This is a genomic window from Pseudoflavonifractor sp. MSJ-37 (assembly GCF_018917965.1).
Lineage (GTDB): Bacteria > Bacillota > Clostridia > Oscillospirales > Oscillospiraceae > Pseudoflavonifractor_A.
The window spans coordinates 77,363-99,528 of sequence record NZ_JAHLPP010000006.1; the positions used below are offsets into that span (position 1 = coordinate 77,363).

Sequence of the window (22,166 nt, forward strand, 5' to 3'; positions counted from 1 at the left end):
CTCACTCCTCCCGGCCGCTGTGGTCGGTCAGGAACTTGGAGGGGGTCACGCCGTAGTGCTTCTTGAAGCACCGGCTGAAATAGTAGGGGTCCGTATAGCCCACCTGTTCAGACACCGCCGTCAGGCTCAGGCCCGGGTCCCGGACCAGCAGCTCCGCGGCCTTCTTCATGCGGCTGATGGTGATGTACTCCGTCACCGACATGCCCACCTCTTTTTTGAACAGGGAGCTCACATAGGCCGGGGCCGCATACGCCCCGGCCGCGATCTTTTTCAGAGACAGATCGCTGGAGCAGTAGTTCTCCCGGATGTAGTCCAGCGCGGCGGACACCAGCTTGGAGACCTTCCGACTGCCCTGGACGGCCTCCGTCAGCCGGCCGTAGCAGGCCAGCAGGAGCTCCTCCAGCTCATCACAGGAGGCGCTCTGGTCGATCTGTTCCGACAGGGGGCGGCCCTCGCCCTGGACCACCGTGATGTCCACCTGATGCTTGGCCGCCATGGAGTAGAGGATCGCCAGCAGGCCCAGCCCCGCCATCCGGCAGAAGCTCCCCTGGGTCCGCTGCTCCCGCATCTGGCCGAACACGGTCCGGATCAGCCGGGCGCCCTCCTCCCACTCGCCGGCGTCCACACAGAGCTGGAGGCTCTCCAGATCCACAGAGGTGAACACCCCCAGCCCCGCCGTACCGGCGGCGGAATCCGCGAAGAACAGGTCTCCGGTCTGGTAGAACCGCCCGCCCAGAGCGTCCATGGCGGAGCGCACCGCCCGGTCGATCCCGTCATAGCCCACGAAGCCCCGGCTCACGCCGCCGCAGATCCGGAAGGGGAAGTGCTCCGCCACCGCGGCGGTCAGGCTGGCCCATGGCCCGCGGAGGGCCTCCTCCGGGTCCCGCTCCGTGTTGCACAGGAGCACGGCGCAATCGTCCACCTCGGAGATGCCGGTCACGTTCCGGAAGCCTCCGGCCTCCTCCAGCAGTTCCCGGAGCATATTGAGCACCGCGTAGACATAGAGGCCGTCGTCCCGCTCCTCTCCGGGCACGTCGATCTCCACCACCAGAGCCAGCAGATGCTCCGGCTCCAGCGTGACCCCCAGCTCCGCCAGCTCCTGCGCGGTCTGCTCCGGGCTCTGGCGCAGGCGGCCGAAGGCCAGCCGGTGGAGGAACCGGTCCCGGAGGAGCCGCTGGCCCTTGTCCCCCTGCCGCTCCGCCGCCTTCACATGGGCGCTGACTGTCTGCTCCCGCTCGATCTTCTGCCGGAGCCGGGACAGCACCGCCACCGTGTCCTCCACGGACAGGGGCTTGAGCAGATAGTCGAACGCCTGATAGGTCACGGCCTGCTTGGCGTACTCGAAGTCCCGGTAGCCGGTCAGGAACACGATGTTGGTGTCCAGCTTCTCCTCCCGGACCCTCTGGGCCAGCTCCAGCCCATTCATGATGGGCATATTGATGTCCACCAGAGCCACCTGAGGATGGTGCGCCCGGATGAAGTCCAGGGCCTCCTCCCCGTCCCCGGCCTCGCCCACCGGCTCCATGCCCACCTGAGCCCAGGGGATGGAGCGCCGGATCAGGCTCCGGAGCAGATATTCGTCATCGACGATCAGAACTGAGATCATTTTGCTGGTACTCCTTATAGGGGCACACAGGCAGATGCACGTCCACCTGCGTCCATTCTCCCGGCGCGGAGCTCACCCGCAGGCCGTAGCCGGCTCCGAAGTAGAGCTTGATGCGCTGGTCCGCGTTGTACATCCCGTATCCCTTCCGGTGGAGGATCAGGTCGCCCTTCCCCCGCCGGCCGGAGGCCACGGCCTCCCGGGCGGCCTCCTCCGCGGCGGTATCGATGCCCTTTCCGTTGTCCCGGACCGAGAGGACCATGTCCCCGCCTGCCTCCACCCGGCCGGTGATGGTCAGCAGGCCCCGGCGGCGGACCGCCCGGATGCCGTGGTAGATGGCGTTCTCCACCAGCGGCTGGAGGGTGAGCTTCACGATGCTGGCGTCCAGCAGGGCCGGGTCCACATCCACCGTGTAGTCGAAGCCGTCCCGATAGCGCTGGGACTGGACCTTCAGATAGCTCTCGATCATCTGGAGTTCCTCGGACACCCGGATCACGCACCGGCCGTCGCTGAGCACCCCCCGGTAGAACCGGCTCAGGGCCTGAGACATCTGGAAGGCCGCCTCGTCCTCTCCCATCTGGACCAGCGCGCTGACGCTGTCCAGAGAGTTATAGAGGAAGTGGGGCGTGATCTGGGTCTGGAGGGAGATCAGCTCCAGCTCGTGGCGCTTCTGCTCCGAGGCCTCGTTCTCCGCCATCAGGTCCTGGAGCTGGTCCAGCATCCGGTCGAAGCTCCGGGAGAGCTCACCGATCTCGTCCCCGCTGTCGCTGTTGCACCGCAGGTCCAGACGGCCGCCGCCCACCTCCCGCATCCGGGCGGACAGAGCCAGGATCGGCCGGGACAGGGACTCGCCCATGGCGGAGAAGAAGAGCATATACACCAGGACACAGGCGATCGCCAGCGCCAGGATCGTGCCCTGCATCATCTGGACCTCCTGCATGATCCGGCTGTAGGGTGCGATGTCCACCAGCACCAGGCCGTACCGCTCCAGCGTCTGGGTGCGGACCAGATACTGCTCCCCCCGGTCGGTGTAGGTCCTCCGGGCCTGCCCCGCCGCGTCGGCCTCGAAGGCGCTCCGGGCGGGGCGGAGGACGGACACGTCGGCCTCTATGGGCAGGACCAGATTGCCCTTCGCTGTGAACAGGTACACGTCGGAACGGCCGCTCCGGCCCATGTAGCCGTAGAGGTCGGTCAGGGCGGAGCGGCTGACCTGGGCCCGGACGATGCCGATCGGCGGGGCGTCCTCCCGGGTCCGGATCAGATGGTACACCGCCAGCTGGTCCGTGCGGGCGGTGTCATAAGAGGCGTCGTCGTGCCAGTAGTTCCCCTCCGACCGGCAGACCGCCTCCAGCACCGCCCTGGAGGGGCGCTGGATCTCGTTGGCCTCTGAGTCGCTCCCGATCACGAACCGGCCGTCCATGGTATAGAGGGCGACGGACTGGATCTGGTCGGTGAGGCAGATGTCCTTCAGCAGGGCGTCCGCCGACCAGGACCGGGCCTGCCGCCCGCCCTGCGCCGCGATGTCCATGGTCTGCTGGATGGTGATGCTGGTGCCCAGATGGCGCAGGCGGCAGCTGATGGCCAGATCCACATCGTCCAGGAACACGGCGATCTGGTCCAGCTCGTCCCCCATGTCCTCCTCCGCCCGGTCCAGCACCGTGTGGGAGGCCACCACCCCGTAGAACAGCACGAACACGGAGCAGAGCAGGACCATGGACACGATGCCGAAGAGCAGGATCTTCTGCCGGATCTTCAAGTCGGAAAAAACGCGGCCGGGCGTCCGCATGGGGATCATCTCCTTTGCGCAGAGGACTGTCGAGGATGGAAGCGGGCGGCCCCGCCGCTCCGCCCGCGAACATTCGAAAACCGGTTGAAACCCGGCAAAAACTGTGCTATGATGGTCATGGAAAACAAAAATGCGGCAGCGCGCCGGAGATCCTACCCTCCAGCGCGCCTGCGCAGGTGAGAACACCACCTACACTGCGGCCAAGGCCGCGCCGCACATCAATTATACGGTATCCCGGGACCTTTTACAAGGCCTCCGAGGCGCCGTTTTTGAGCGTGCGCTCTGTGTGCATTCGAGGTCCGCCTCTTGCGCCGTGTAGGGGATCCCCTGCATGGCGTTTTTGTTTTCCATCCCGCGCGCGGCGGAGGGCCGGGCATCCGGCCCTCTCCCCCGCACCCGCCGGGATGGAACAACAGAATAAAAAGAGGAGGAACCTGACATGAAACTGCACCGGGCGCGCGATTTCGCGGCCGGGGTCCTCGTGGCGACCCTGGCCCTCGGCGTAGCTGTCCCCGCGGGGGCGGCGGCGCTGACCAGCAAGAAGATCGACGTTCTGCAGGGCATCGAGATCTTCGTGGACGGAGTCCGTCTGGACCCCAAGGACGCCAACGGCAAGAGCGTGGAGACCTTCGTCTACAACGGCACCACCTACATCCCTCTCCGGGCCGTGAGCCAGGCCCTGGGCAAGGCCGTCAACTACGACGGCAACACCAAGCGGGCCTACATCGGAAGCTCTCCCATGACCACCGGGAGCTACCGGATGGAGGATGTCTGCCAGCCGTATCAGAAATCGGGCTTTATGTACACGTACACAGGTGCCGACACGATGAAGATGGGCGGAAACGAGTACGGGAATGGACTCAGGGCGTTTTCCGCTATCAGCGATGAATATGCTTTATTCAATCTGAACGGTGCCTATAACAGCCTGACTCTGGACCTCGGGTCTATCGATGATTGGGGCAACAATGCCGAAGTGACCTTCTATGTGGACGATGTACGGGTGGCCAGCTACACGGTGGAAGGGGAAGCCCTTCCTCGGAAGATCACGGTCCCCCTGAATCATGGGCTCCAGATGAAAATCGTAACAAGCGGTTCATGCATCGGCCTCGGCAACATGATGTTCCAGTAAGCTCCCGCAAAAAGCAAAGAGAGGGTCCTTCCGGTCGTCAGCGGCCGGAAGGACCCTTTTTCGTCCAGAAATGGCCGGAGGAACGGACTGCCCTGTTCCCTCCACTCATCAGCGCGCAAAAGAGCGCGTACCGCCGTTCGGGCGGTACGCGCTCTCGGTTTTTCCGGGATCGGTCACTGCTTGTCGATCAGCATGACGGGCCGCACCGGGGAGGCGGAGCCGTCCCGGATCAGCAGGGGCAGGGCGATGAACCAGCCCCGCACGTCGTGCAGCTTGTCCAGATTGCGCAGGTTCTCCACGATGGGGATCTTGTTGGACAGGAGGATGTGGTGGGCCGGATCGTTGTCCGCGCCGTCCTTGTCCACGCCCAGGGTGTCCACGCCCACCATGCGCACGCCCTTCTCCAGCAGGTACTGGGCCGCCGTGGCGCCCACGCCGGGATAGTCGTGGCAGAAGCGGCTCTCGTTGGGGCGCACGTCCCAGTACTTCATCCAGCCGAAGTCGAAGAGGACCGCGTCCCCCTTTCGGATGGGGCCGTGCTGTTCCTCCCAGGCCAGCAGATGCTCCTTCTCGATGGTCTCCCGGTCCTTCAGGAAGGTGGCGTCCACCGTCACCGCCGGGCCGCAGATCTTGGCCAGAGGCACCTGGTCGATGAACTCGTAGCCGGGCTTGTCGATATAGTGTCCGAAGGAGTCCACATGGGTGCCGTTGTGCTCGTTCAGGATCAGTTGGAAGTCGTTGCACACGTCGCCCAGATGGATCCCATGCCAGCGGACCTTATAGAACTTAGAGTGGGTGGGATGGGTGGGCATATTCTCCTCCAGGTACTGGCCCAGCTCCACCACTTCCATATCGCTCAGGGCTTCACACAGTTTTTCCAGACTCATGACAAGCTCCTCCTTATGCTCACGCGCTCTGCTTCTTGCCGCGGCCATAGGCCAGCAGGATGATGAGGATGATCGCGCCGTTGACGATCTCACGGCCGGCCTCGGCCATGTTCAGGATGATCAGCAGGCTCTGGATCAGGTAGATGATGACGACGCCGCCCATGGTGCCCAGATAGCCGCCGTGGCCGCCCAGGATGGAGGTGCCGCCGATGACGACCGCCGCGATGGAGATCAGCTGATAGTCGTCGGCCATGGTGTAGTTGGGGTAGCCCAGGTGGCCGATCAGCAGGATGCCCGCGATGGCCATCATGACGGAGGCGATCACATACACGCCGATCAGCACCGCCTTGGTGTTGATGGCGGACAGGTCCGTGACCCGGCTGCTGCAGCCCACGGCGAAGATCTTGCGGCCGAAGGCGGTCTTGCGCAGGAGGAAGATGGTCAGGATGCCCAGGGCCGCCCACACCAGCACGCAGTACCGGATGCCCAGGAAGCTGTCCTTGGCCAGAGCGGTGACCAGCGCGGTGGACTCGCCCTTCAGCACGCCCTGGGTGTACAGGAACGTGCAGCTCATGAGGATGGCGTTGGTGGCCAGCGTCATGACCATGGGGGTGATCCGCAGGACGGCCACGCCGATGCCTTTGAACAGGCCCATCAGGATGCCCACGGCGATGGTGGCGGCGAAGCCGATCATGCCGTTGCCTGTGGTCTTGGTGGTCTGGGCGAAGATGCAGGCCGCGAAGGTGACGCTGTACGCCACGGACAGGTCCGCGCCGCCGGTGAGGATGATCAGGGTCTGGCCGATGCAGATGATGCCCAGGAAGCTGCACAGCACCAGGACGCTCATGATGTGGCTGGGGGCCAGATAGTTGGGCTCCAGGATGCCGGAGACCAGGTACAGGGCCAGGATCATCAGGACGATGCGGGGCCCGTTGGACGTGAGCAGCTGCTTCAGGTCCAGTTTCTTCTCAGTCGCTTCCATATCAGGCAGCCTCCTTCTCTTCCGCGATGGCCTTGGCCTTCTCCCGCTTCTGCTTGGCGTAGGCGGTGAAGAAGCCGACGGACAGGGCCAGGATCAGGATGATGCCCTGCACCAGGTTCTGATAGTAGGAGGAGATCTTCCAGAAGATCAGCAGGCCCACGATCAGGGACAGGGTCATGGCGCCGGCGATGGAGCCGAAGTAGGAGCCCTTGCCGCCCGCCAGGGAGGCGCCGCCGAGCACCGCCGCCGCGATGGAGTTGTTGGTGAAGTTGTTGGCGGCGGTGGGGTCGCCGGAACGGGTCTGGGCGGTCAGGAGCACGCCGCAGATGGCGGCGCACAGGCCGGCCACGCAGTAGGCGGTCAGCTTGGCCTTCTCGATCTTGATGCCGTTCAGGAAGGCGGCCTTCTCATTGCCGCCGATGGCATACAGGGCCTGACCGGAGCGGCTGCGGCGGTAGGGGACCCAGATGCACACGATGACCAGGGCCAGGATGATGGCGGACATGGGGATCACGCCGCCCACGCGGCCGGTGAAGAAGCGGGCGAAGGCGCTGGGCACTTCGCCGCCGGGGGTGGGACGGACATAGCGGGCCAGGCCGCTGAAGATGGAGCCGGTGGCCAGGGTGACCACGATGGGCTGGAGGCGGCCGTAGACCACCATGCAGCCGTTGAAGAGGCCGGCCAGCACGCCGATGATCAGCACGATGACCACGGTGGCGATGCCGCCCGCCACGATGTTCCCACCCACCATATTGGTGACGGGCATATAGATCGTGGCGGCCACGCAGTTGGTGAAGATGATCAGGCTGCCCACCGACAGGTCGATGCCCGAGGTGAGGATGATCACCGTCTGGCCCAGAGAGGCCACGCACAGGGTGATGACCTGGTTGAAGATGGACTGGGGACCGTATACCGTGAAGAAGTCGGCCTGGTTGAACGCGAAGAGCACCAGCACCACGGCCAGCACACAGTAGGCCACCACGCCCTCGGCGTAGCGCCGCAGGAAGAGCTTCACGAGCTTATTGTTTTTCATTGCTGTTCGCCTCCTACGCCGATGGACTGGGAGATGATGTTGCGCTCGGTGACCTGGTCGCCCTCCAGTTCGGCCGCGATGCGGCCCTCGTAGAACACCAGCACCCGGTTGCACAGCATGAGCAGCTCGGCGGTCTCGGTGGAATAGAAGACGATGGAGTAGCCCTCCTTGGTCAGCTCCACCATCAGACGGTAGATCTCGCTCTTGGTGCCGATGTCGATACCGCGGGTGGGGTCGGACAGGAGCACGATCTTGGCATTGGTGGCCAGCGCCTTGGCGATGACCACCTTCTGCTGGTTGCCGCCGGACAGGCTGCCCACCGGCAGGTCGGAGCTGAACACCTTGATGCTCATGCGCTTGATGGCGTCCGCGATGGTCTTTTTCTCCTTGGCGCCGGACAGGACGCCGGCATTGGAGATCTCCTTCAGGCTCATCATGGTGATGTTCTCGCCGATGGAACGGGTCAGGATCAGGCCGTCGTTCTTCCGGTCCTCGGGGATCAGGACGATGCCGTTGGCCAGAGCCTGCCGCTCGTTGTGGACGGTGACGGGCTTGCCCTCCACCAGCATCTCGCCGGTGTCGAACTCGCCGTCGCCGAACAGGGCGTGGAGCAGCTCCACCTGGCCGTGGCCGGACAGGCCGGCGATGCCCAGGATCTCGCCCTTCTTGAGCTTCAGGTTCAAATCGTGGAGGACGGTGCCCTTGCCCGCGTGGCGGAGCTCCAGCGCGATATCGGTGTCGCTGCCCTTGGGCCGCTCCATGTCCTCCAGGGCCACCTTGCGGCCGGAGATGTGCTCCACGATCTCATCGTTGCCCAGCTGGCCCCAAGGGAAGGTCATGATGTAGTGGGCGTCGCGGAAGATGGTGGCCCGGTCGGCCACCTGCTCCAGCTCGTCCATACGGTGGGAGATGAAGAGGATGCCCTTGTCCTGCTCCTTGGTGAGCTTCTTCATCATGGCGAAGAGCCACTTGACCTCCTTCTCGCCCAGGGCGGAGGTGGCCTCGTCCAGGATCAGCACGTCGGGGTCCTTATAGAGAGCCTTGGCGATCTCCACCAGCTGCTGCTGGCAGAGGGTCAGGTCCCGGACCAGCATCCGGGGCTCCAGATCCAGGCCGATCTGGTCCAGGAACTCCTGGGCCTTCTTGTAGATCTGCTTGAAGTCGATCCGGCCGAAGCGGGTCAAGGGCTCGTTGGCCATGAAGATGTTCTCCGCCACGGAGAGCTCCTGGATCAGGGACAACTCCTGGAACACCGCCGCGATCTTGTGGCGGTTGGCGTCCTGGGCGCTGTTGATCTCGATCTTCTCGCCGTTCATGTAGATATCGCCGGTGTCACGGATCGTGACGCCGCAGATGATCTTCACCATGGTGCTCTTGCCGGCGCCGTTCTCGCCGATCAGCACGTGGGTCTCGCCGGGATAGCACTTCATCTGTGCGTCCTCCAGCGCGATGATGCCGCCGAACCGCTTGCCCACATGGGCCGTCTCGATCAGAGGCACCTGCGTCTTGGGCTCCGCTTCCGCGGCGGCCGCTGTCTGATTCCTAACATCCATTCTCTTCACCACTCCTGAGAAATAAGGAGGGGGCCGTCTCAAACCATTCGTTTTGAGACGGCCCCCTTCCGTCAGTCATTCAATTGCGCCGTGTCAGGTCGATGCCGTCTCGGCCCTTCCCTTTAGGACTTGGGGGCCACGTCCTCCACGGACAGGTTCCAGGTGTTGTTGTTGTCGGTCCAGTCGCAGACGAAGCCGCCCTCCTGATCGGGCTGATACCACTTGTCCTTGGCCTCCTCGGTGGAGGAGCAGGTGGGCAGGTCGATATAGGTCCAGGAGTCCACTTCCTCGCCGTTCAGGACCTTCAGGGCCACATCCACGGCGGCGGCGGACAGGTACGGAGGCTGAGCGGTGCTGAACGCGTCCAGATCCAGGTCCACCCAGTCCTTCATCCAGGCATTGAACATCTCGCCCTCAGAGATGGGGATGGAGGCGGGATCGATGCCGTTCTCGCTCAGGGACTGGACGATGGCGTGGCCGCCGCCGCCCTCAGACAGGATGCCGTCGATGCCCTGAGAGCCGTAGGCGCTCATCAGGTTGCTCATGACGGAGGCGGTGGTGGAGATGTCCCACTTGCCGAAGCCCTCGCCCAGGACCTTGATGTCGGGGTAGTTCTGGAGGACCTCCTCCATGCCGGCGGTACGGTCCAGCGTGACCTGGTTGCCCTCGATGCCCTTGATCCAGAGGATGTTGCCCTTGCCGTCCATGCGGTCGGCCAGAGACTGGGCCAGCAGGCGGCCGTACTCGTGCTGGTCGGTGTTCACGTTGTACACCAGGTCGGAGTCCACGTTGGCGTCGAAGCAGACCACCACGATGCCGCGCTCAGCGGCCTCTTCCAGCACGGACTGGAGGCCGGTGGCGGAGGCGGCGATGCAGACGATGGCGTCGTAGCCCTCGCTCATCATGTTGCGGATCTCGTTGATCTGAGCCTGCACATCGTCGCCGGCGCTGGAGGAATACGCCTTGGAGAGGACGCCCTGGTCCACCAGATCGGCGGTGTAGGCGTCAAAGATGTTGACGGAAGCGGTGCGCCACGCGTTGCCCACATAGGAGTTGCTGAAGGCGATCTTGTAGCCGCCCTCACCGTCGCCGGAGCCGGAGCCGGAAGCCTGGGGGGCGGAGCTGGCGCCGCCGGAGCCGGAACCGCCGCCGCAGGCGGCCAGAGTCAGCATCATGGAAGCGGCCAGACCAAGAGCCATCACGTTCTTTTTCATTTCGTCGTCCTCCTCAATGTTTTTGTTCGTCTCTTTCCATATGTACCAGCGGGAACGGTCCCGCTCGGGTCCGAGATCAGTCGTCGGTCTCCGCCACCATGGTGACGGGGGCGCTGTCGATGCCCTGGATCAGCATGGGCAGAGCCACGACCTTTTTGAGCTTCTTCCCCACCACAGGGAGCATATGTACGTCCTCGATGCCGCAGATGAAATGGCCGTCCTTCCCCCGGAAAAGGGTCCGGTGAGCCTCATTGCCGTCCTCCTGATCGCTGTAAGAGGCCAGGGAGACGAAGTCCACGGCCACGGCCTTCAGGGCCGGGGCGTGCTCCACCAGCCAGGCGGCGCAGTCAGAGCCGATGCCCGGTCCCCTCTGCTCGAAGGTGGGGACGTCGGTCTGACGGACCTTGTCGAAGCCGGTGTGGATCATCAGCAGGTCGCAGTCCGCGATCTGGTCGGCATAGGGGATCAGGTCCTCTGCCGTCACCTTCTGGCAGGGCTCCTTGGGGAGCTCCACCATCAGGGGCTTCTCATAGATGAACCGCTCCAGCGGAAGCTGGGCGATCTGGATGCCGTCGGCCAGGTAGTGGTTGGGGGCGTCCATGTGGGTGCCCGTGTGGTTGTAGAAGCTGAAATAGACTGTGTTGGCCACATCGCCCTTGGCGATCTGGAGCCGTTTGTCCACATCCAGCTGTGGACTGTCAGGCCAGGCCGGCATATGATCGTCGATCGGATAGGACAGCAGATGATACATCGTTCCCTCCATCTCCCGCGTATTTGAACTGATGGTTTCCGACAACTTGACATATCCACGTGGGATATCTCCCCTGTCGTCTGGTACCATTCTACAAGATGTCTGCTCCGATGAGAATGAAAAATCTTTCGATTTTTCGGAAAATTTTTTCATCATACGCGCCGGTACACAGACATCTCCCCCGTTGACAGAGGTGGGCGTACCGTGCTATCATCTTACTCAACCGATAAACATACTATGTTTATGTATCCACGGAACACCGCTCTGCGGACACGTTCGACTCATATGGATAATGGATAAAGGAGATCTCTCATGCCTACGACCGAGGAAAAATATCAGAAGCTCCGGGAGGACCTGGCGGCCATGGGCGCCGTGGCCGTGGCCTTCTCCGGAGGCGTGGATTCCACCTTCCTGCTCCGGGTGGCCCATGACGTGCTGGGGGACAAGGCCATCGCCGTGACAGCGGCCTCCTGTTCCTTCCCCGCCCGGGAGATGAAGGAGGCTCAGGCCTTCTGCGCCCAGAACGGGATCGAGCACGTGGTGTGCCAGTCCGAGGAGCTGGACATCGACGGCTTCCGCCAGAACCCCAAAAACCGGTGCTATCTCTGCAAGCACGAGCTCTTCGAGAAGATCTGGGACATCGCCAGGGCCCGAGACATCGGCTTCGTGGCCGAAGGCTCCAACACGGATGACGACGGGGATTACCGTCCCGGCCTGATGGCTGTGAAGGAGCTGGGGGTGTCCAGTCCTCTGCGGAAGGCAGATCTGTGCAAGGGTGAGATCCGGGCCCTGTCCAAGGCACTTGGGCTGGCCACCTGGAACAAGCAGTCCTTTTCCTGCCTGTCCTCCCGCTTCGTCTATGGGGAGACCATCAGCGAGGAGAAGCTGTCCATGGTGGACAAGGCGGAACAGCTCCTGCTGGACCTGGGCTTCCATCAGGTGCGGGTGCGCATCCACGGTACTCTGGCCCGGATCGAGCTCCGGCCGGAGGAATTCGGGAAGCTCCTGGCCGACGGGGTCCGGGAGCAGGTCTATGAGAAGCTCAAGGAGTGGGGCTTCTCCTATGTGACCATGGACCTACTGGGCTACCGCACCGGCAGCATGAACGAGACGCTGGCGCCATGATCTATCTGGACTACGCCGCGGACGCCCCTGTGGATCCGGCGGTGCTGGAGCGGTTCTGTCAGGTCAGCCGGAACTTCCCCGGCAACCCCAACTCCGACCACCCGGCCGGGCAGGCCGCCCGGGCTGAGCTGGACCGGGCCACCGCCTCCATCGCCGCCCTTCTGGGCTGCAAGCCCTCCGAGGTCATCTACACCTCCGGGGCCACCGAATCCAACAATCTGGCCCTGAAGGGCATCGCCAAGGCCGAGCGCCACCGGGGGAAGCATATCCTCTCCACCCAGCTGGAGCACTCCTCCGTGGGCGGGAGCCTCACCGCCCTCCAGCAGCAGGGCTGGGAGATCGACCTGCTGGACATCCGCCGGGACGGCGCCATCGATCTGGACCAGCTCCGGGAGCTCCTGCGGCCGGACACCACCCTGCTGGCCGTCACCGCCGTGGACAGTGAGCTGGGCACCGTCCAGCCTCTGGACCAGATCCGGGAGATCCTGAAAGACTTCCCCCGGTGCCGCCTCCATGTGGACGCTACCCAGGCCGTGGGCCGGATCGGACTCTCCTTCGACGGGATCGACACTCTGAGCCTGGCGCCCCACAAGCTGGGGGGGATCAACGGGAGCGGCCTCCTGCTGAAGCGGGAGGCTCTGGTGGTCGAGCCTCTCCTCCACGGAGGCGCCAGCACTACGATCTACCGGAGCGGCACCCCGGCCCTGGCCCTGGCCGCCTCCATGGAGACCGCCCTCCGGCTGGCTCTGGAACGCCGGGAGGAGACGTTCCGGCACGTCCAGGCCCTGAACGTCCGGCTCCGGGAGGCCTTGAGCGCCTACCCCAAGCTCCAGATCAACAGCCCCGCCGGGGCGGTGCCCCACATCTTGAACGTGAGCGTGGAGGGCGTGAAGGGCGCCGCCTTCCAGAAGGCCCTGTCCGACCGGGGCATCTGCGTGTCAGTGAAGTTGGCCTGCTCCTCCGACGGGATGCCCTCCAAGGCGGTGTACGCTGTGAGCCGGGACCGGAAACGGGCCCTGTGCTCCTGGCGGATCAGCCTCAGCGGCGCCGTCTCCGAGGCGGATATCGACGGCTTCCTGGCCGCCTTCCGGGACTGCTATGCGGCGCTGGTCCGGCCATGAACGACAACACAGAAAGGACGTGGATGCCATGGGACGGGAACTGACCCCCTGCCAGCTGATCGAGCGGAGCATCCTGAAAAAATACCGGCGGGAGCTGTGGAAGCCCTTCACCTACGCCATCAAGCGCTATGAGCTGATCCAGCCCGGGGACAAGATCGCCGTGTGCATCTCCGGCGGCAAGGACTCCATGCTCCTGGCCAAGCTGATGCAGCTCCTCCAGCGGCACAGCGACTATCCCTTCGAGCTGGTCTACCTCATCATGGACCCGGGCTACAGCCCGATCGACCGGCACAAGGTGGAGGCCAACGCGGAGCTCCTGGAGCTTCCGGTGACGATCTTCGAGACCAACGTGTTCGAGGTGGCCAACAACAGCGAGAAGTCCCCCTGCTACCTCTGCGCCCGGATGCGCCGGGGGCACCTGTACAGCAAGGCGAAGGAGCTCGGGTGCAATAAGATCGCGCTGGGCCACCACTTCAACGATGTGATCGAGACCACCGTGATGGGGATGTTCTACGGCTCTCAGCTCCAGGCCATGCTCCCCAAGCTCCACAGCACGAATTTCGCGGGCATGGAGCTGATCCGGCCCCTGTACTGCGTCCACGAGGAGAGCATCCTGGCCTGGCGGCGGTACAATGAGCTGGAGTTCATCCAGTGCGCCTGCCGCTTCACGGAGAGCTGCGCGATCTGTGACAACGGGGGCGGCGGCTCCAAGCGGCAGGAGATCAAGACCCTCCTCCGCCGTCTGAAGCGGGATGACCCCAACATCGAGAAGAGCATCTTCAACAGCATCCATGCGGTGAAGCTGGACACCATGCCCGGCTTCAAGGCCCGCGGAGTGGAGCACTCCTTCCTGGAAGGGTACGACCAGCGGGGCTGAACAGCTAAAACAGAAGGGACGGGCTGTCCGATCGCCAAAACGATCGGACAGTCCGTCCCTCTCCTCGCATATCCACTTATTTCAGGAACTGCCCGATCGCTTTGTTGAGCTGTTCCAAGGGCGCCGGGTCCCCCTGCTCCACCGCGTCCAGCAGGCAGTGCTGGATGTGGTCCTCCAGGATGAGACGACTTGTGCTGTTCAGGGCGGCGCGGACCGCCGCCAGCTGGATCAGGACCTCCGAGCAGTCCTCGCCCCGCTCCACCATCCGCTTCACCGACTCCAGATGCCCGATCGCCCGGGACAGCCGGTTCACCACCGCCCTGGTCTGGGTATGGCTGTGTGTATGGCCGTGGGGATGGCCCTGCTCCTCCTCATGCTCGTGATGATGTGCGTGCTCCGTCTCCATCGCCCCGCCTCCTCTGTCGTTTTTCGCGCTCATCGTTCGTTCCCGCCAGCCGCAAGGACCGCCGACGCGATGGCTCCGCCGAGCGCGATCCCGATGAAATTGCAGATCAGGTCATCGATATCGAAGCTCCGGCCGAAGAACAGCTGGAGCGTCTCCAGGCAGACCGGCGCCAAGACGGCGGCGGACAGGACCGTCCTCCAGCCCCTCCGCCCCGTGACGATGGGGAGGAACAGACCGAGCGGGAGGAACAGGATGACGTTGCCGGCCAGCATCGTTCTGGCCCAGCTTCCGATCGAGCGTGTCCCATCCAGATGCTTGATAATGGAGGGGACCAGCTCCACATCGCCGATCTGGAGGATCGGCCCCAGCTCATCCCACCAGCCCAAAAAGAGCCCGTCATAGATCCGCAGCCAGAAATTCGCGGGCAGGACGACGAGGCTGATCAGTCCGGTCAAATAGCACACGAACAGGGCCCTCAGCAGCTCCCTCTTCCACCCGATCCGGGCGTTCCTCCGCTTCTGCCCCGCGATCCGGACTACCGCATACAGGAGGCCCGCGGCACAGGCGATGGGAAGCGCCTGTAAAAAGTGACCCAGCATCGTCCCCGAGCCCATGATCATCCTGAGCCGCCTGAACATAGTCTCCCTCCCGTCCGATCCAGATCTGGTCCCCATCTTATCATATGTCCGGGCCGGCTTCAAGGACCGATGGGACCACCGGAGCCGGATCCGGCGGCATCCAGGGGCAAAATGGGACCCCCCGGGGGGCTTCCCCGGCGGCGGATATCCTGCTATAATAGTTCGGAACAGCAGGGGCGTGCCGTCCCCTGCCGGCCGTGCAGGAGCACCGCCGCGCGGGCGGAGCCCGTTCCCGGCTTCATCTTTTTCCTTTTTTCGAGCGTTCACGGACTAGAAGTCCGCTGTATGCGTCCATGAGGGCGCGGGTACAGCGGACTTTTTTTGTCCTCATACACCTTACTGACACGGAGGCCCAGCACCTATGACAGACCTGAAGCAAGAGATGACCGCCTATTGGACCGAGCGGGCGGAGGCCTTCTCCGCTCTGCGCCGCAGGGAGTTCCAAGGAGAGAAGCACGACCTCTGGCTCTCTGAGCTCCAGTCCCACATCCCCGCCGGGACCCACTGGCGGATCCTGGATCTCGGTACTGGGAGCGGCTTCTTCGCCCTCCTGCTGGCCGCCTGCGGCCATACTGTCACCGGCGTCGACCTGACCGAGGCCATGATCCGGGAGGCCCGCCGGACCGCCCGGGAGCTGGGGCTCCCAGCGGAGTTCCTCGTCATGGACGCGGAAGCCCCCGCCTTCGCCCCCCGGAGCTTCGACGCCATCGTCACCCGCAACCTGACCTGGGGCCTGCCCCATCTGAGGGAGGCCTACCGGGCCTGGCATGGGCTTCTGAAGCCCGGCGGGGTCCTGCTGGACTTCGATGCCGACTACTGCCGGGAGGCGCCCCCGGATCACCTCCCCGCCCACCACGCCCATCAGGACATCTCCGCCGGACTCATGGCCCGGTACGAGTCCTTCAAAGACGCCCTGCGGCCGGGGCAGAAGCCCCGGCCCCACTGGGACGCGGAGCTCCTGCGGGACGCCGGGTTCCATGACGTATCCGTGGACACCGGCGTCTGGAAGCGGGTCTATCCCAGAGAGGACGAGTTCTACAACCCCACCCCCATCTTCAAGATCGCGGCCTACGCCTGATCCCAGCACAGAAAGAGGTATCCCCCATGGAAATGACACAGACGCGCCGAGGCGCTTATCATCAGGACAACGTGACCTACTGGACCGGACGGGCCAGCGGATACTCCGCCGTGAACCAGGACGAGCTGGCCACCGGCCAGCGGGCCGTGTGGGGCTCTCTCCTCCGGGAGCGGATCGGGGCCCAGTTCCCCGGCCGGGAGCCTGGAGCCATCCGGGTGCTGGACATCGGCACCGGTCCGGGCTTCTTCGCCATCCTCATGGCCGAGGCCGGCTATGATGTGACCGCGGTGGACTACACCGCCGCCATGCTCCGGGAGGCCCGGCACAACGCCGGGCCTCTGGCGGACCGGATCTGCTTCCGGCAGATGAACGCCGAGGCTCTGGACTTCCCCTCCGCCCGCTTCGACGTGGTCCTGTCCCGGAACCTGACCTGGAACCTGGCCGATCCGGAGGCCGCCTACCGCCAGTGGGTGCGGGTGCTCAAGCCCGGCGGCCTCCTGCTGAACTTCGACGCCAACTGGTACCGCTATCTCTACGACGAGGCCGCTCTGGGGGCCCATGCCCAGGACCGGCAGAACGTGGCCGACCTCCAGGTGGAGGACGACACCGCCGGCACCGACGTGGACGCCATGGAGGCCATCGCCCGGCAGGCTCCTCTCTCCCGGCAGGCCCGGCCCGTGTGGGACGCGGAGCTCCTCCGCCGTCTGGGGATGCGGGTGGAGGTGGAGCGGGAGATCTGGCGGCGGGTGTGGACCCGGGCCGAGCGGATCAACAACGCCTCCACCCCCATGTTCCTGATCCGGGCGGTGAAGCGCCGCGCCGCCGCCCTCCGCCGGGCGGAGCGTCTGGTCCCGGCCGGGGCCGCCGTCTGAGGGCCCCATGCTGCGCTATATCGGCCGGCGGCTCCTGCACCTGATCTCCATCCTGATCGGCATCACCTTCCTGTCCTTCGGCATGATGCGTCTGGCGGGGGGCGATCCGGTGACCTATCTCTACGAGAACGCCGGGGCCGCCGTCTCCCAGGAGGTCGTCGACCGGACCAAGGCGGAGTACGGTCTGGACGATCCCTTCCTGGTCCAGTATGGCCGCTGGGCGGCTGGGATGCTCAACGGCGACATGGGGACGAGCTATGTGTCCCACCGGGACGTATACGACACCTTCGTCTCCAAGCTCCCCGCCACGCTGGCCCTGACGGCGGTCTCGGTCCTGCTGACGGCGGCTCTGGCCGTTCCGCTTGGGATCCTGGCCGCCGTGCGGCAGGGGAAGCTCCCGGATCTGCTGGTGCGGCTGTTCAGCTTCGTGGGGACCTCTCTGCCGGGGTTCGCCCTGGCCGTCCTCCTCATCTATGTGTTCTGCATCCGGCTCCAGCTCCTGCCCACGATCGCCACGGCGGATCTGGGGCGGAGCATCGTCCTGCCCGCCCTGACGCTGGCCATCCCCATGACCGCCAAATACGCCCGGCAGATCCGGGCTGCTGTGCTGGAGGAGCTGGGGAAGGACTATGTGGCCGCCGCCCGGGCCCGTGGCATCCCCGGCCGCGCGATCGTGGGGCGGAGCGTCCTGCGGGCCTCTCTGCTGTCTATCGTCACCCTGCTGGCCCTGTCCATCGGCAGTCTGCTGGGCGGCACCACGATCGTGGAGACCATCTTCATGTGGGACGGCGTGGGCAAGATGGCGGTGGACGCCATCGATATGCGGGACTACCCGATCATCCAGGCCTATGTGGCCTGGATGGCCGTGATCTACGTGGCCGTGAACTTGGTCTCCGATATCCTCTGCTGGTATCTGGACCCCCAGGCCCGGGAGGGAGGCGGTCCCTCATGAGCCTCATCAGACGCCGCCGGGACCGGGCCCACGCCCGGCTGATCCTCTTCTCCATCCTGCTGGCCCTCCTGCTGGCGGCGGCCCTCTTTGCCCGGTCCCTCTGCCCCCTGGACCCAAATGTCCAGGATCTGTCCATCGTGCGGCAGGCCCCCAGCGCCGCCCATTGGCTGGGCACCGACCGCTTCGGCCGGGACGTGTTCTCCCGGGTGCTGGCGGGCAGTACCGTCAGCATCTACGCCGCGCTGGCCCTGACCGCCGTGACGGCCGTGACGGGCACCGCCATCGGCCTCCTCTGCGGCTGGCTGGGCGGCTGGCTGGACACCGTGCTCATGCGCCTGTCCGACCTGTTCCTGGCCTTCCCCACGCTGGTGTTCGCCCTGGCTGTGGCCGGCGTGCTGGGGGGCGGCATCCACAACGCGGTCATCGCCCTGGCCGCGATCAGCTGGCCCAAATTCGCCCGTCTGGCCCGGAGCCTGACCATCGCCCAGCGGGAGGCCCCCTACCTCATGGCCGCCCGGCTGGCGGGCTGTTCCCCGGCGGGGCTGCTCCTGCGGCACGTCCTGCCCAATATCCTGGGGCAGATCCTGGTGGCCGCCGTGCTGGACCTGAGCACCATGATGATGGAGCTGGCCGGCCTGTCCTTCCTGGGGCTTGGCGTGAAGCCCCCTATGGCCGAGTGGGGCAGCATGATCGACGACGGCAGGAGCCTGCTCCAGACTGCTCCCTGGATGGTCCTCGCCCCGGTCGGCGCGGTCTTTCTGACCGTCACAGTGTTCAGCCTTTTCGGAGACGCTCTGCGGGACGTCATGGACCCCCGCAGGCAGACCTCCTGACGCCCCCAGCCGTTTCCTATCCTATATATCATGGACCACAGTAAGGAGATAAGATCCCTATGGAACGAATGAAGCACTTCCCGCTCACCCTGATCCTCGCCGTTGGTCTGACGGCCTGCGGCGGTCCGTCCGCCGGGACCACTGCCGCGCCGGCAGAGACCACCTTCGTCTACGGCACCACCGGTTACGGCGAGTCCATGGGCGATGCCGGTCTGGACCCCCATGACAACTACTCCGGCTGGAGCGCCCTCCGTTACGGTGTGGGCGAGACCCTGTTCCGGTACAGCGACGCCATGGAGCCAGAGCCCTGGCTGGCCACCGCGTACACCTATCTGGATGACACCACGGTCCAGATCACGCTCCGGGACGGAGTCCGCTTCTCCAGCGGCCGGGCCATGGACGCCCAGGCCGTGAAGGAGTGTCTGGAGGATCTGGTCGGTCGCCACGACCGGGCTCCCTCCGATCTGGATATCGCTTCCATCGACGCCGACGGCCTGACGCTGACGATCCACACCAACGCCCCCTGTCCCGCCCTCATCCACTATCTGGGCGACCCCTACGGAGCCATCATCGACATGGACTACGGCATCCAGGGGGAGGGCGGCTCCGCCAATGTGGCGGGCACCGGCCCTTATGTGGCCACGTCCGTCTCCCCCACCGAGATCCAGTTGGAGAAGAATGAGGGCTACTGGGGCGGCGTGCCCTCCGTGGACCACGTGGTGGTCCGCTCCTTCGAGGACGCCAGCGCCCTCACCGCCGCCCTCCAGAACGGGGACATCCAGGGGGCGTATGGCCTCCAGTATGACAACTACTCCCTCTTCGAGAACGATGCCTACCGGATCTCTTCCACCGCCACCAGCCGGTGCTTCTTCGGACAGTTCAACTTCGACTCCCCCCTCATGGGAGACGCCCGGATCCGCCGGGCCGTGGAGATGGGCATCGACAAAGAGCGCTTCTGCTCCGTGATCATGGAGGGCCGGGGCGTCCCCGCCTCCGCCGCCTTCCCGGACGGCTTCTCCTACGGAAACAGCGCCGTCTCCACTGTGTCCTATGACCCGGAGGGCGCGAAAGCCCTGCTGACCGAGGCCGGCTGGACCGACACCGACGGGGACGGCTATGTGGACAAGGACGGCCGGAAGCTGACGATCCGCTGGCTCACCTACCCCACCCGTCTGGAACAGCCCAAGCTGGCGGAGCATGCCCAGTCCACCCTCAAGGACATCGGGATCGACGTGGACGTGAACGACACCACCGACCACCGGACCTACGCCGCCGCCGGGGATTTCGACGTCTATGTGAGCTCCACCACCACCGCCCCCACCGGCGACCCGGAGTACTTCTTCACCAGCACGGTGACGGGGGCCAAGAACTACGGCCACTATCAGAACGACACCGTCACCGCTCTGGTGGACCAGCTCCACCGGACCTTCGCCCCTGAGGAGCGGGCCGATCTGGCGGTCCGGCTCCAGCAGCAGATCCTGGACGATGACGCCTTCTTCTTCGTGTCCCATCTGAACATGGGCATCGTCACCGCCTCCAACGTCAGCGGCATCGACGCTCATCCCTGCGACTACTATGAGATCAGCGGGGCGCTCAAGATCGGATGATCGTTTTCCCGCCCGCGGCGGAAAAAACTCTCGACTCTCACCAGGAGGTCCGCCATGCCCCTGCTCCAGACTACATCTCTCTCCGTCTCCTACGACGGCCAGCCCGCGCTCCGGGGGCTCTCCTTCTCTGTGGAGGAGGGCGAGATCCTTGGGATCGTGGGGGAGTCCGGCTCCGGCAAGAGCACCGTCCTCAAGGTCCTCACCGGTCTGCTGGGCCCCTCCGGGCAGATCGCCGGCGGCTCCGTCCGCTATCAGGGCCGGGATCTGATCCACATCTCCTCGAGGGAGCGGCGCGCCCTGCTGGGGCCGGAGATCGGCATGGTGTTCCAGGACGCCCGCTCCTCCTTCTGTCCCGTCCGGCGGATCGGCCCCCAGCTCTGTGAGATCGTGCGGGCCCACCGCTCCGTCCCCAAAGACCAGATCCGGCGGGAGGCCCTGGACCTCATGGACAAGCTGGGGCTGGAGGACCCGGCCCGGGTATGGGAGAGCTGGCCCTTCCAGCTCTCCGGCGGCATGAGTCAGCGGGTGGGCCTCTGCGCCGCCCTGCTCCTGCGGCCCCGGCTCCTGCTGGCCGACGAGCCCACCTCCGCGCTGGACGTGACCGTCCGGCGGCAGGTCGTGGAGGAGCTCCTCCGCCTGCGGGCGGAGCGCGGCACGGCCATCGTCCTGGTGGCCCACGACATGGGAGTCATCCGGGCCATGGCCGACCGGATCCTGGTCCTTCGGGAGGGCTCCGCCGTAGAGCAGGGGCCCTGTTCCGCCGTGCTGGACCGGCCCCAGTCCCCCTACACCCAGGCGCTGATGGAGGCGGTCCCCCATCTCCGCCGCCCGCCGGAAGGAGCGTGAGCCCATGTCCACACCGGTGTTGGAGGTCCGGCACCTGTGCAAGACCTTCCCCGGCCGCCATACGGCCCTCTCCGCCGTGGAGGATGTGAGCTTCTCCATCGCCCCGGGCCAGTGTCTGGGTCTGGTGGGCGAGTCCGGCTCCGGCAAGAGCACGGTGGCCCGGATGGTCTGCCGTCTGCTGGAGCCCACCTCCGGCCAGATCCTCCTCCATGGGCAGGACATCACCGGCCTGACCGGCCGGGACCTGCGGGCGGTCTACCGTCAGCTCCAGATGGTGTTCCAGAGTCCGGCGGAGTCCTTCGATCCCCGGCGCACGCTGGGGGACGGGATCGGCGAGAGCCTGCGGGTCCGGGGCGTCCCCCGGCGGGAGCGGGAGCGCCGGACCGCCGCCCTCATGGAGCGGTGCGGGCTGGACCCGGCCCTGGGGGCCCGCCGTCCCCACGAGGTCAGCGGCGGCCAGTGCCAGCGGGCGGCGGTCGCCCGTGCCCTGGCGGCGGAGCCCATTCTTCTGATCTGCGACGAGGCCACCAGCGCGTTGGACATGACCGTCCAGCGGCAGATCATGGATCTGCTGGCCGAGCTGAAGGAGCAGGACGGGATCGCCATCCTCTTCATCTGCCACGACCTGGCTCTGGTCCAGTCCTTCTGCGACCGGACGGCGGTCCTCCACCGGGGCCGCATAGCGGAGGAGGGCCCCACGGAGCAGGTCCTGCTCCACCCCTGCTCCAAGGCCGCCAAAGCCCTCATCGACGCTGCATTTTGACGCATTTTCCGACGGCCGGACGGCCGCGGGGCGCCGGTCTCCGGTCCCTGCGGCCGCCCGGTCCGCTCTTGTCCGGGGCCGCATAAGAGGCGCTCCTCCGGGGCAAGTTG

The 22,166-nt window shown here is 65.4% G+C and carries 21 protein-coding genes; 11 read left to right on the top strand and 10 right to left on the bottom strand.

Going from position 1 to position 22,166, the window contains the following annotated elements; genetic code table 11:
* Nucleotide 1 precedes the first annotated feature (1 nt).
* Together KQI12_RS11140 and KQI12_RS11145 are read right to left on the bottom strand one after the other, a co-directional pair.
* Nucleotides 2-1,606 (bottom strand): response regulator, encoded by a 1,605-nt coding sequence (locus tag KQI12_RS11140; protein WP_216573387.1) that lies wholly within the window; start codon nt 1,604-1,606, stop codon nt 2-4.
* Nucleotides 1,581-3,359 (bottom strand): sensor histidine kinase, encoded by a 1,779-nt coding sequence (locus KQI12_RS11145; protein ID WP_216573389.1) that lies wholly within the window; start codon nt 3,357-3,359, stop codon nt 1,581-1,583. The genes KQI12_RS11140 and KQI12_RS11145 overlap by 26 nt, the downstream gene beginning before the upstream one ends.
* A gap of 469 nt (nt 3,360-3,828) precedes the next feature.
* Between KQI12_RS11145 and KQI12_RS11150 the strand changes: the two genes are divergently transcribed.
* A complete protein-coding gene (locus KQI12_RS11150) occupies nt 3,829-4,518 on the top strand; it encodes a stalk domain-containing protein (protein WP_216573391.1) in 690 nt (229 codons plus the stop codon).
* A gap of 173 nt (nt 4,519-4,691) precedes the next feature.
* Here the strand turns inward: KQI12_RS11150 and KQI12_RS11155 are convergent, their stop codons facing one another.
* The 6 genes from KQI12_RS11155 to KQI12_RS11180 form a co-directional block, all read right to left on the bottom strand.
* Entirely contained in the window at nt 4,692-5,405 is a 714-nt protein-coding gene (locus KQI12_RS11155) for a cyclase family protein (RefSeq protein WP_216573393.1), read from the bottom strand.
* Nucleotides 5,406-5,424: 19 nt separating this feature from the next.
* Nucleotides 5,425-6,387, bottom strand: a complete 963-nt coding sequence (locus KQI12_RS11160; RefSeq protein WP_216573395.1) for an ABC transporter permease — start codon at nt 6,385-6,387, stop codon at nt 5,425-5,427.
* Between the two features lies 1 nt (nt 6,388).
* Nucleotides 6,389-7,420 (bottom strand): ABC transporter permease, encoded by a 1,032-nt coding sequence (locus KQI12_RS11165; protein WP_216573397.1) that lies wholly within the window; start codon nt 7,418-7,420, stop codon nt 6,389-6,391.
* Nucleotides 7,417-8,973 carry a sugar ABC transporter ATP-binding protein gene (locus KQI12_RS11170; protein ID WP_216573399.1) on the bottom strand — a complete coding sequence of 519 codons (1,557 nt, stop codon included), beginning with the start codon at nt 8,971-8,973 and terminating at the stop codon, nt 7,417-7,419. The genes KQI12_RS11165 and KQI12_RS11170 overlap by 4 nt, the downstream gene beginning before the upstream one ends.
* 122 nt (nt 8,974-9,095) lie before the next feature.
* Nucleotides 9,096-10,187, bottom strand: a complete 1,092-nt coding sequence (locus tag KQI12_RS11175) for a substrate-binding domain-containing protein (RefSeq protein WP_216573401.1) — start codon at nt 10,185-10,187, stop codon at nt 9,096-9,098.
* Nucleotides 10,188-10,263: 76 nt separating this feature from the next.
* Complete coding sequence (locus KQI12_RS11180) at nt 10,264-10,938, bottom strand: cyclase family protein (RefSeq protein WP_216573403.1); 675 nt, start codon at nt 10,936-10,938, stop codon at nt 10,264-10,266.
* A 312-nt stretch (nt 10,939-11,250) separates the two neighbouring features.
* Here KQI12_RS11180 and larE point away from each other — a divergent pair, with 312 nt between their 5' ends.
* From larE to KQI12_RS11195, 3 genes are read left to right on the top strand one after another with little or no spacing between them, the layout of a single operon-like run.
* Complete coding sequence (larE, locus tag KQI12_RS11185; protein WP_216573405.1) at nt 11,251-12,063, top strand: ATP-dependent sacrificial sulfur transferase LarE; 813 nt, start codon at nt 11,251-11,253, stop codon at nt 12,061-12,063.
* Complete coding sequence (locus tag KQI12_RS11190; RefSeq protein WP_216573407.1) at nt 12,060-13,184, top strand: cysteine desulfurase family protein; 1,125 nt, start codon at nt 12,060-12,062, stop codon at nt 13,182-13,184. The genes larE and KQI12_RS11190 overlap by 4 nt, the downstream gene beginning before the upstream one ends.
* Before the next feature lie 28 nt (nt 13,185-13,212).
* A complete protein-coding gene (locus KQI12_RS11195) occupies nt 13,213-14,061 on the top strand; it encodes an ATP-binding protein (protein ID WP_216573409.1) in 849 nt (282 codons plus the stop codon).
* 76 nt (nt 14,062-14,137) lie between these two features.
* On the opposite strand, the gene KQI12_RS11200 is transcribed toward KQI12_RS11195, so the two are convergent.
* Together KQI12_RS11200 and KQI12_RS11205 are read right to left on the bottom strand one after the other, a co-directional pair.
* Nucleotides 14,138-14,467 carry a metal-sensing transcriptional repressor gene (locus tag KQI12_RS11200; protein WP_216573411.1) on the bottom strand — a complete coding sequence of 110 codons (330 nt, stop codon included), beginning with the start codon at nt 14,465-14,467 and terminating at the stop codon, nt 14,138-14,140.
* 29 nt (nt 14,468-14,496) lie between these two features.
* Entirely contained in the window at nt 14,497-15,087 is a 591-nt protein-coding gene (locus KQI12_RS11205) for a VanZ family protein (RefSeq protein WP_253291046.1), read from the bottom strand.
* Nucleotides 15,088-15,466: 379 nt separating this feature from the next.
* Here KQI12_RS11205 and KQI12_RS11210 point away from each other — a divergent pair, with 379 nt between their 5' ends.
* From KQI12_RS11210 to KQI12_RS11240, 7 genes are read left to right on the top strand one after another with little or no spacing between them, the layout of a single operon-like run.
* Nucleotides 15,467-16,183 (top strand): class I SAM-dependent methyltransferase, encoded by a 717-nt coding sequence (locus tag KQI12_RS11210; protein WP_216573413.1) that lies wholly within the window; start codon nt 15,467-15,469, stop codon nt 16,181-16,183.
* Nucleotides 16,184-16,209: 26 nt separating this feature from the next.
* Nucleotides 16,210-17,055, top strand: coding sequence for a class I SAM-dependent methyltransferase (locus tag KQI12_RS11215; RefSeq protein ID WP_253291047.1), 846 nt, complete (start codon nt 16,210-16,212; stop codon nt 17,053-17,055).
* 7 nt (nt 17,056-17,062) lie between these two features.
* Nucleotides 17,063-18,007: a nickel ABC transporter permease gene (gene nikB / locus KQI12_RS11220; protein ID WP_216573415.1), complete on the top strand. Its 945-nt coding sequence runs from the start codon at nt 17,063-17,065 to the stop codon at nt 18,005-18,007.
* Entirely contained in the window at nt 18,004-18,840 is an 837-nt protein-coding gene (locus tag KQI12_RS11225) for an ABC transporter permease (RefSeq protein ID WP_216573417.1), read from the top strand. Before nikB ends, KQI12_RS11225 begins: the two co-directional genes overlap by 4 nt.
* A 59-nt stretch (nt 18,841-18,899) precedes the next feature.
* The gene (locus tag KQI12_RS11230; RefSeq protein ID WP_253291049.1) at nt 18,900-20,447 is read left to right on the top strand and encodes an ABC transporter substrate-binding protein; all 1,548 of its coding nucleotides are present in this window, start codon (nt 18,900-18,902) and stop codon (nt 20,445-20,447) included.
* A 54-nt stretch (nt 20,448-20,501) separates the two neighbouring features.
* The gene (locus KQI12_RS11235; protein ID WP_216573419.1) at nt 20,502-21,293 is read left to right on the top strand and encodes an ABC transporter ATP-binding protein; all 792 of its coding nucleotides are present in this window, start codon (nt 20,502-20,504) and stop codon (nt 21,291-21,293) included.
* A gap of 4 nt (nt 21,294-21,297) precedes the next feature.
* Complete coding sequence (locus tag KQI12_RS11240; protein ID WP_216573421.1) at nt 21,298-22,056, top strand: ABC transporter ATP-binding protein; 759 nt, start codon at nt 21,298-21,300, stop codon at nt 22,054-22,056.
* Nucleotides 22,057-22,166 lie beyond the last annotated feature (110 nt).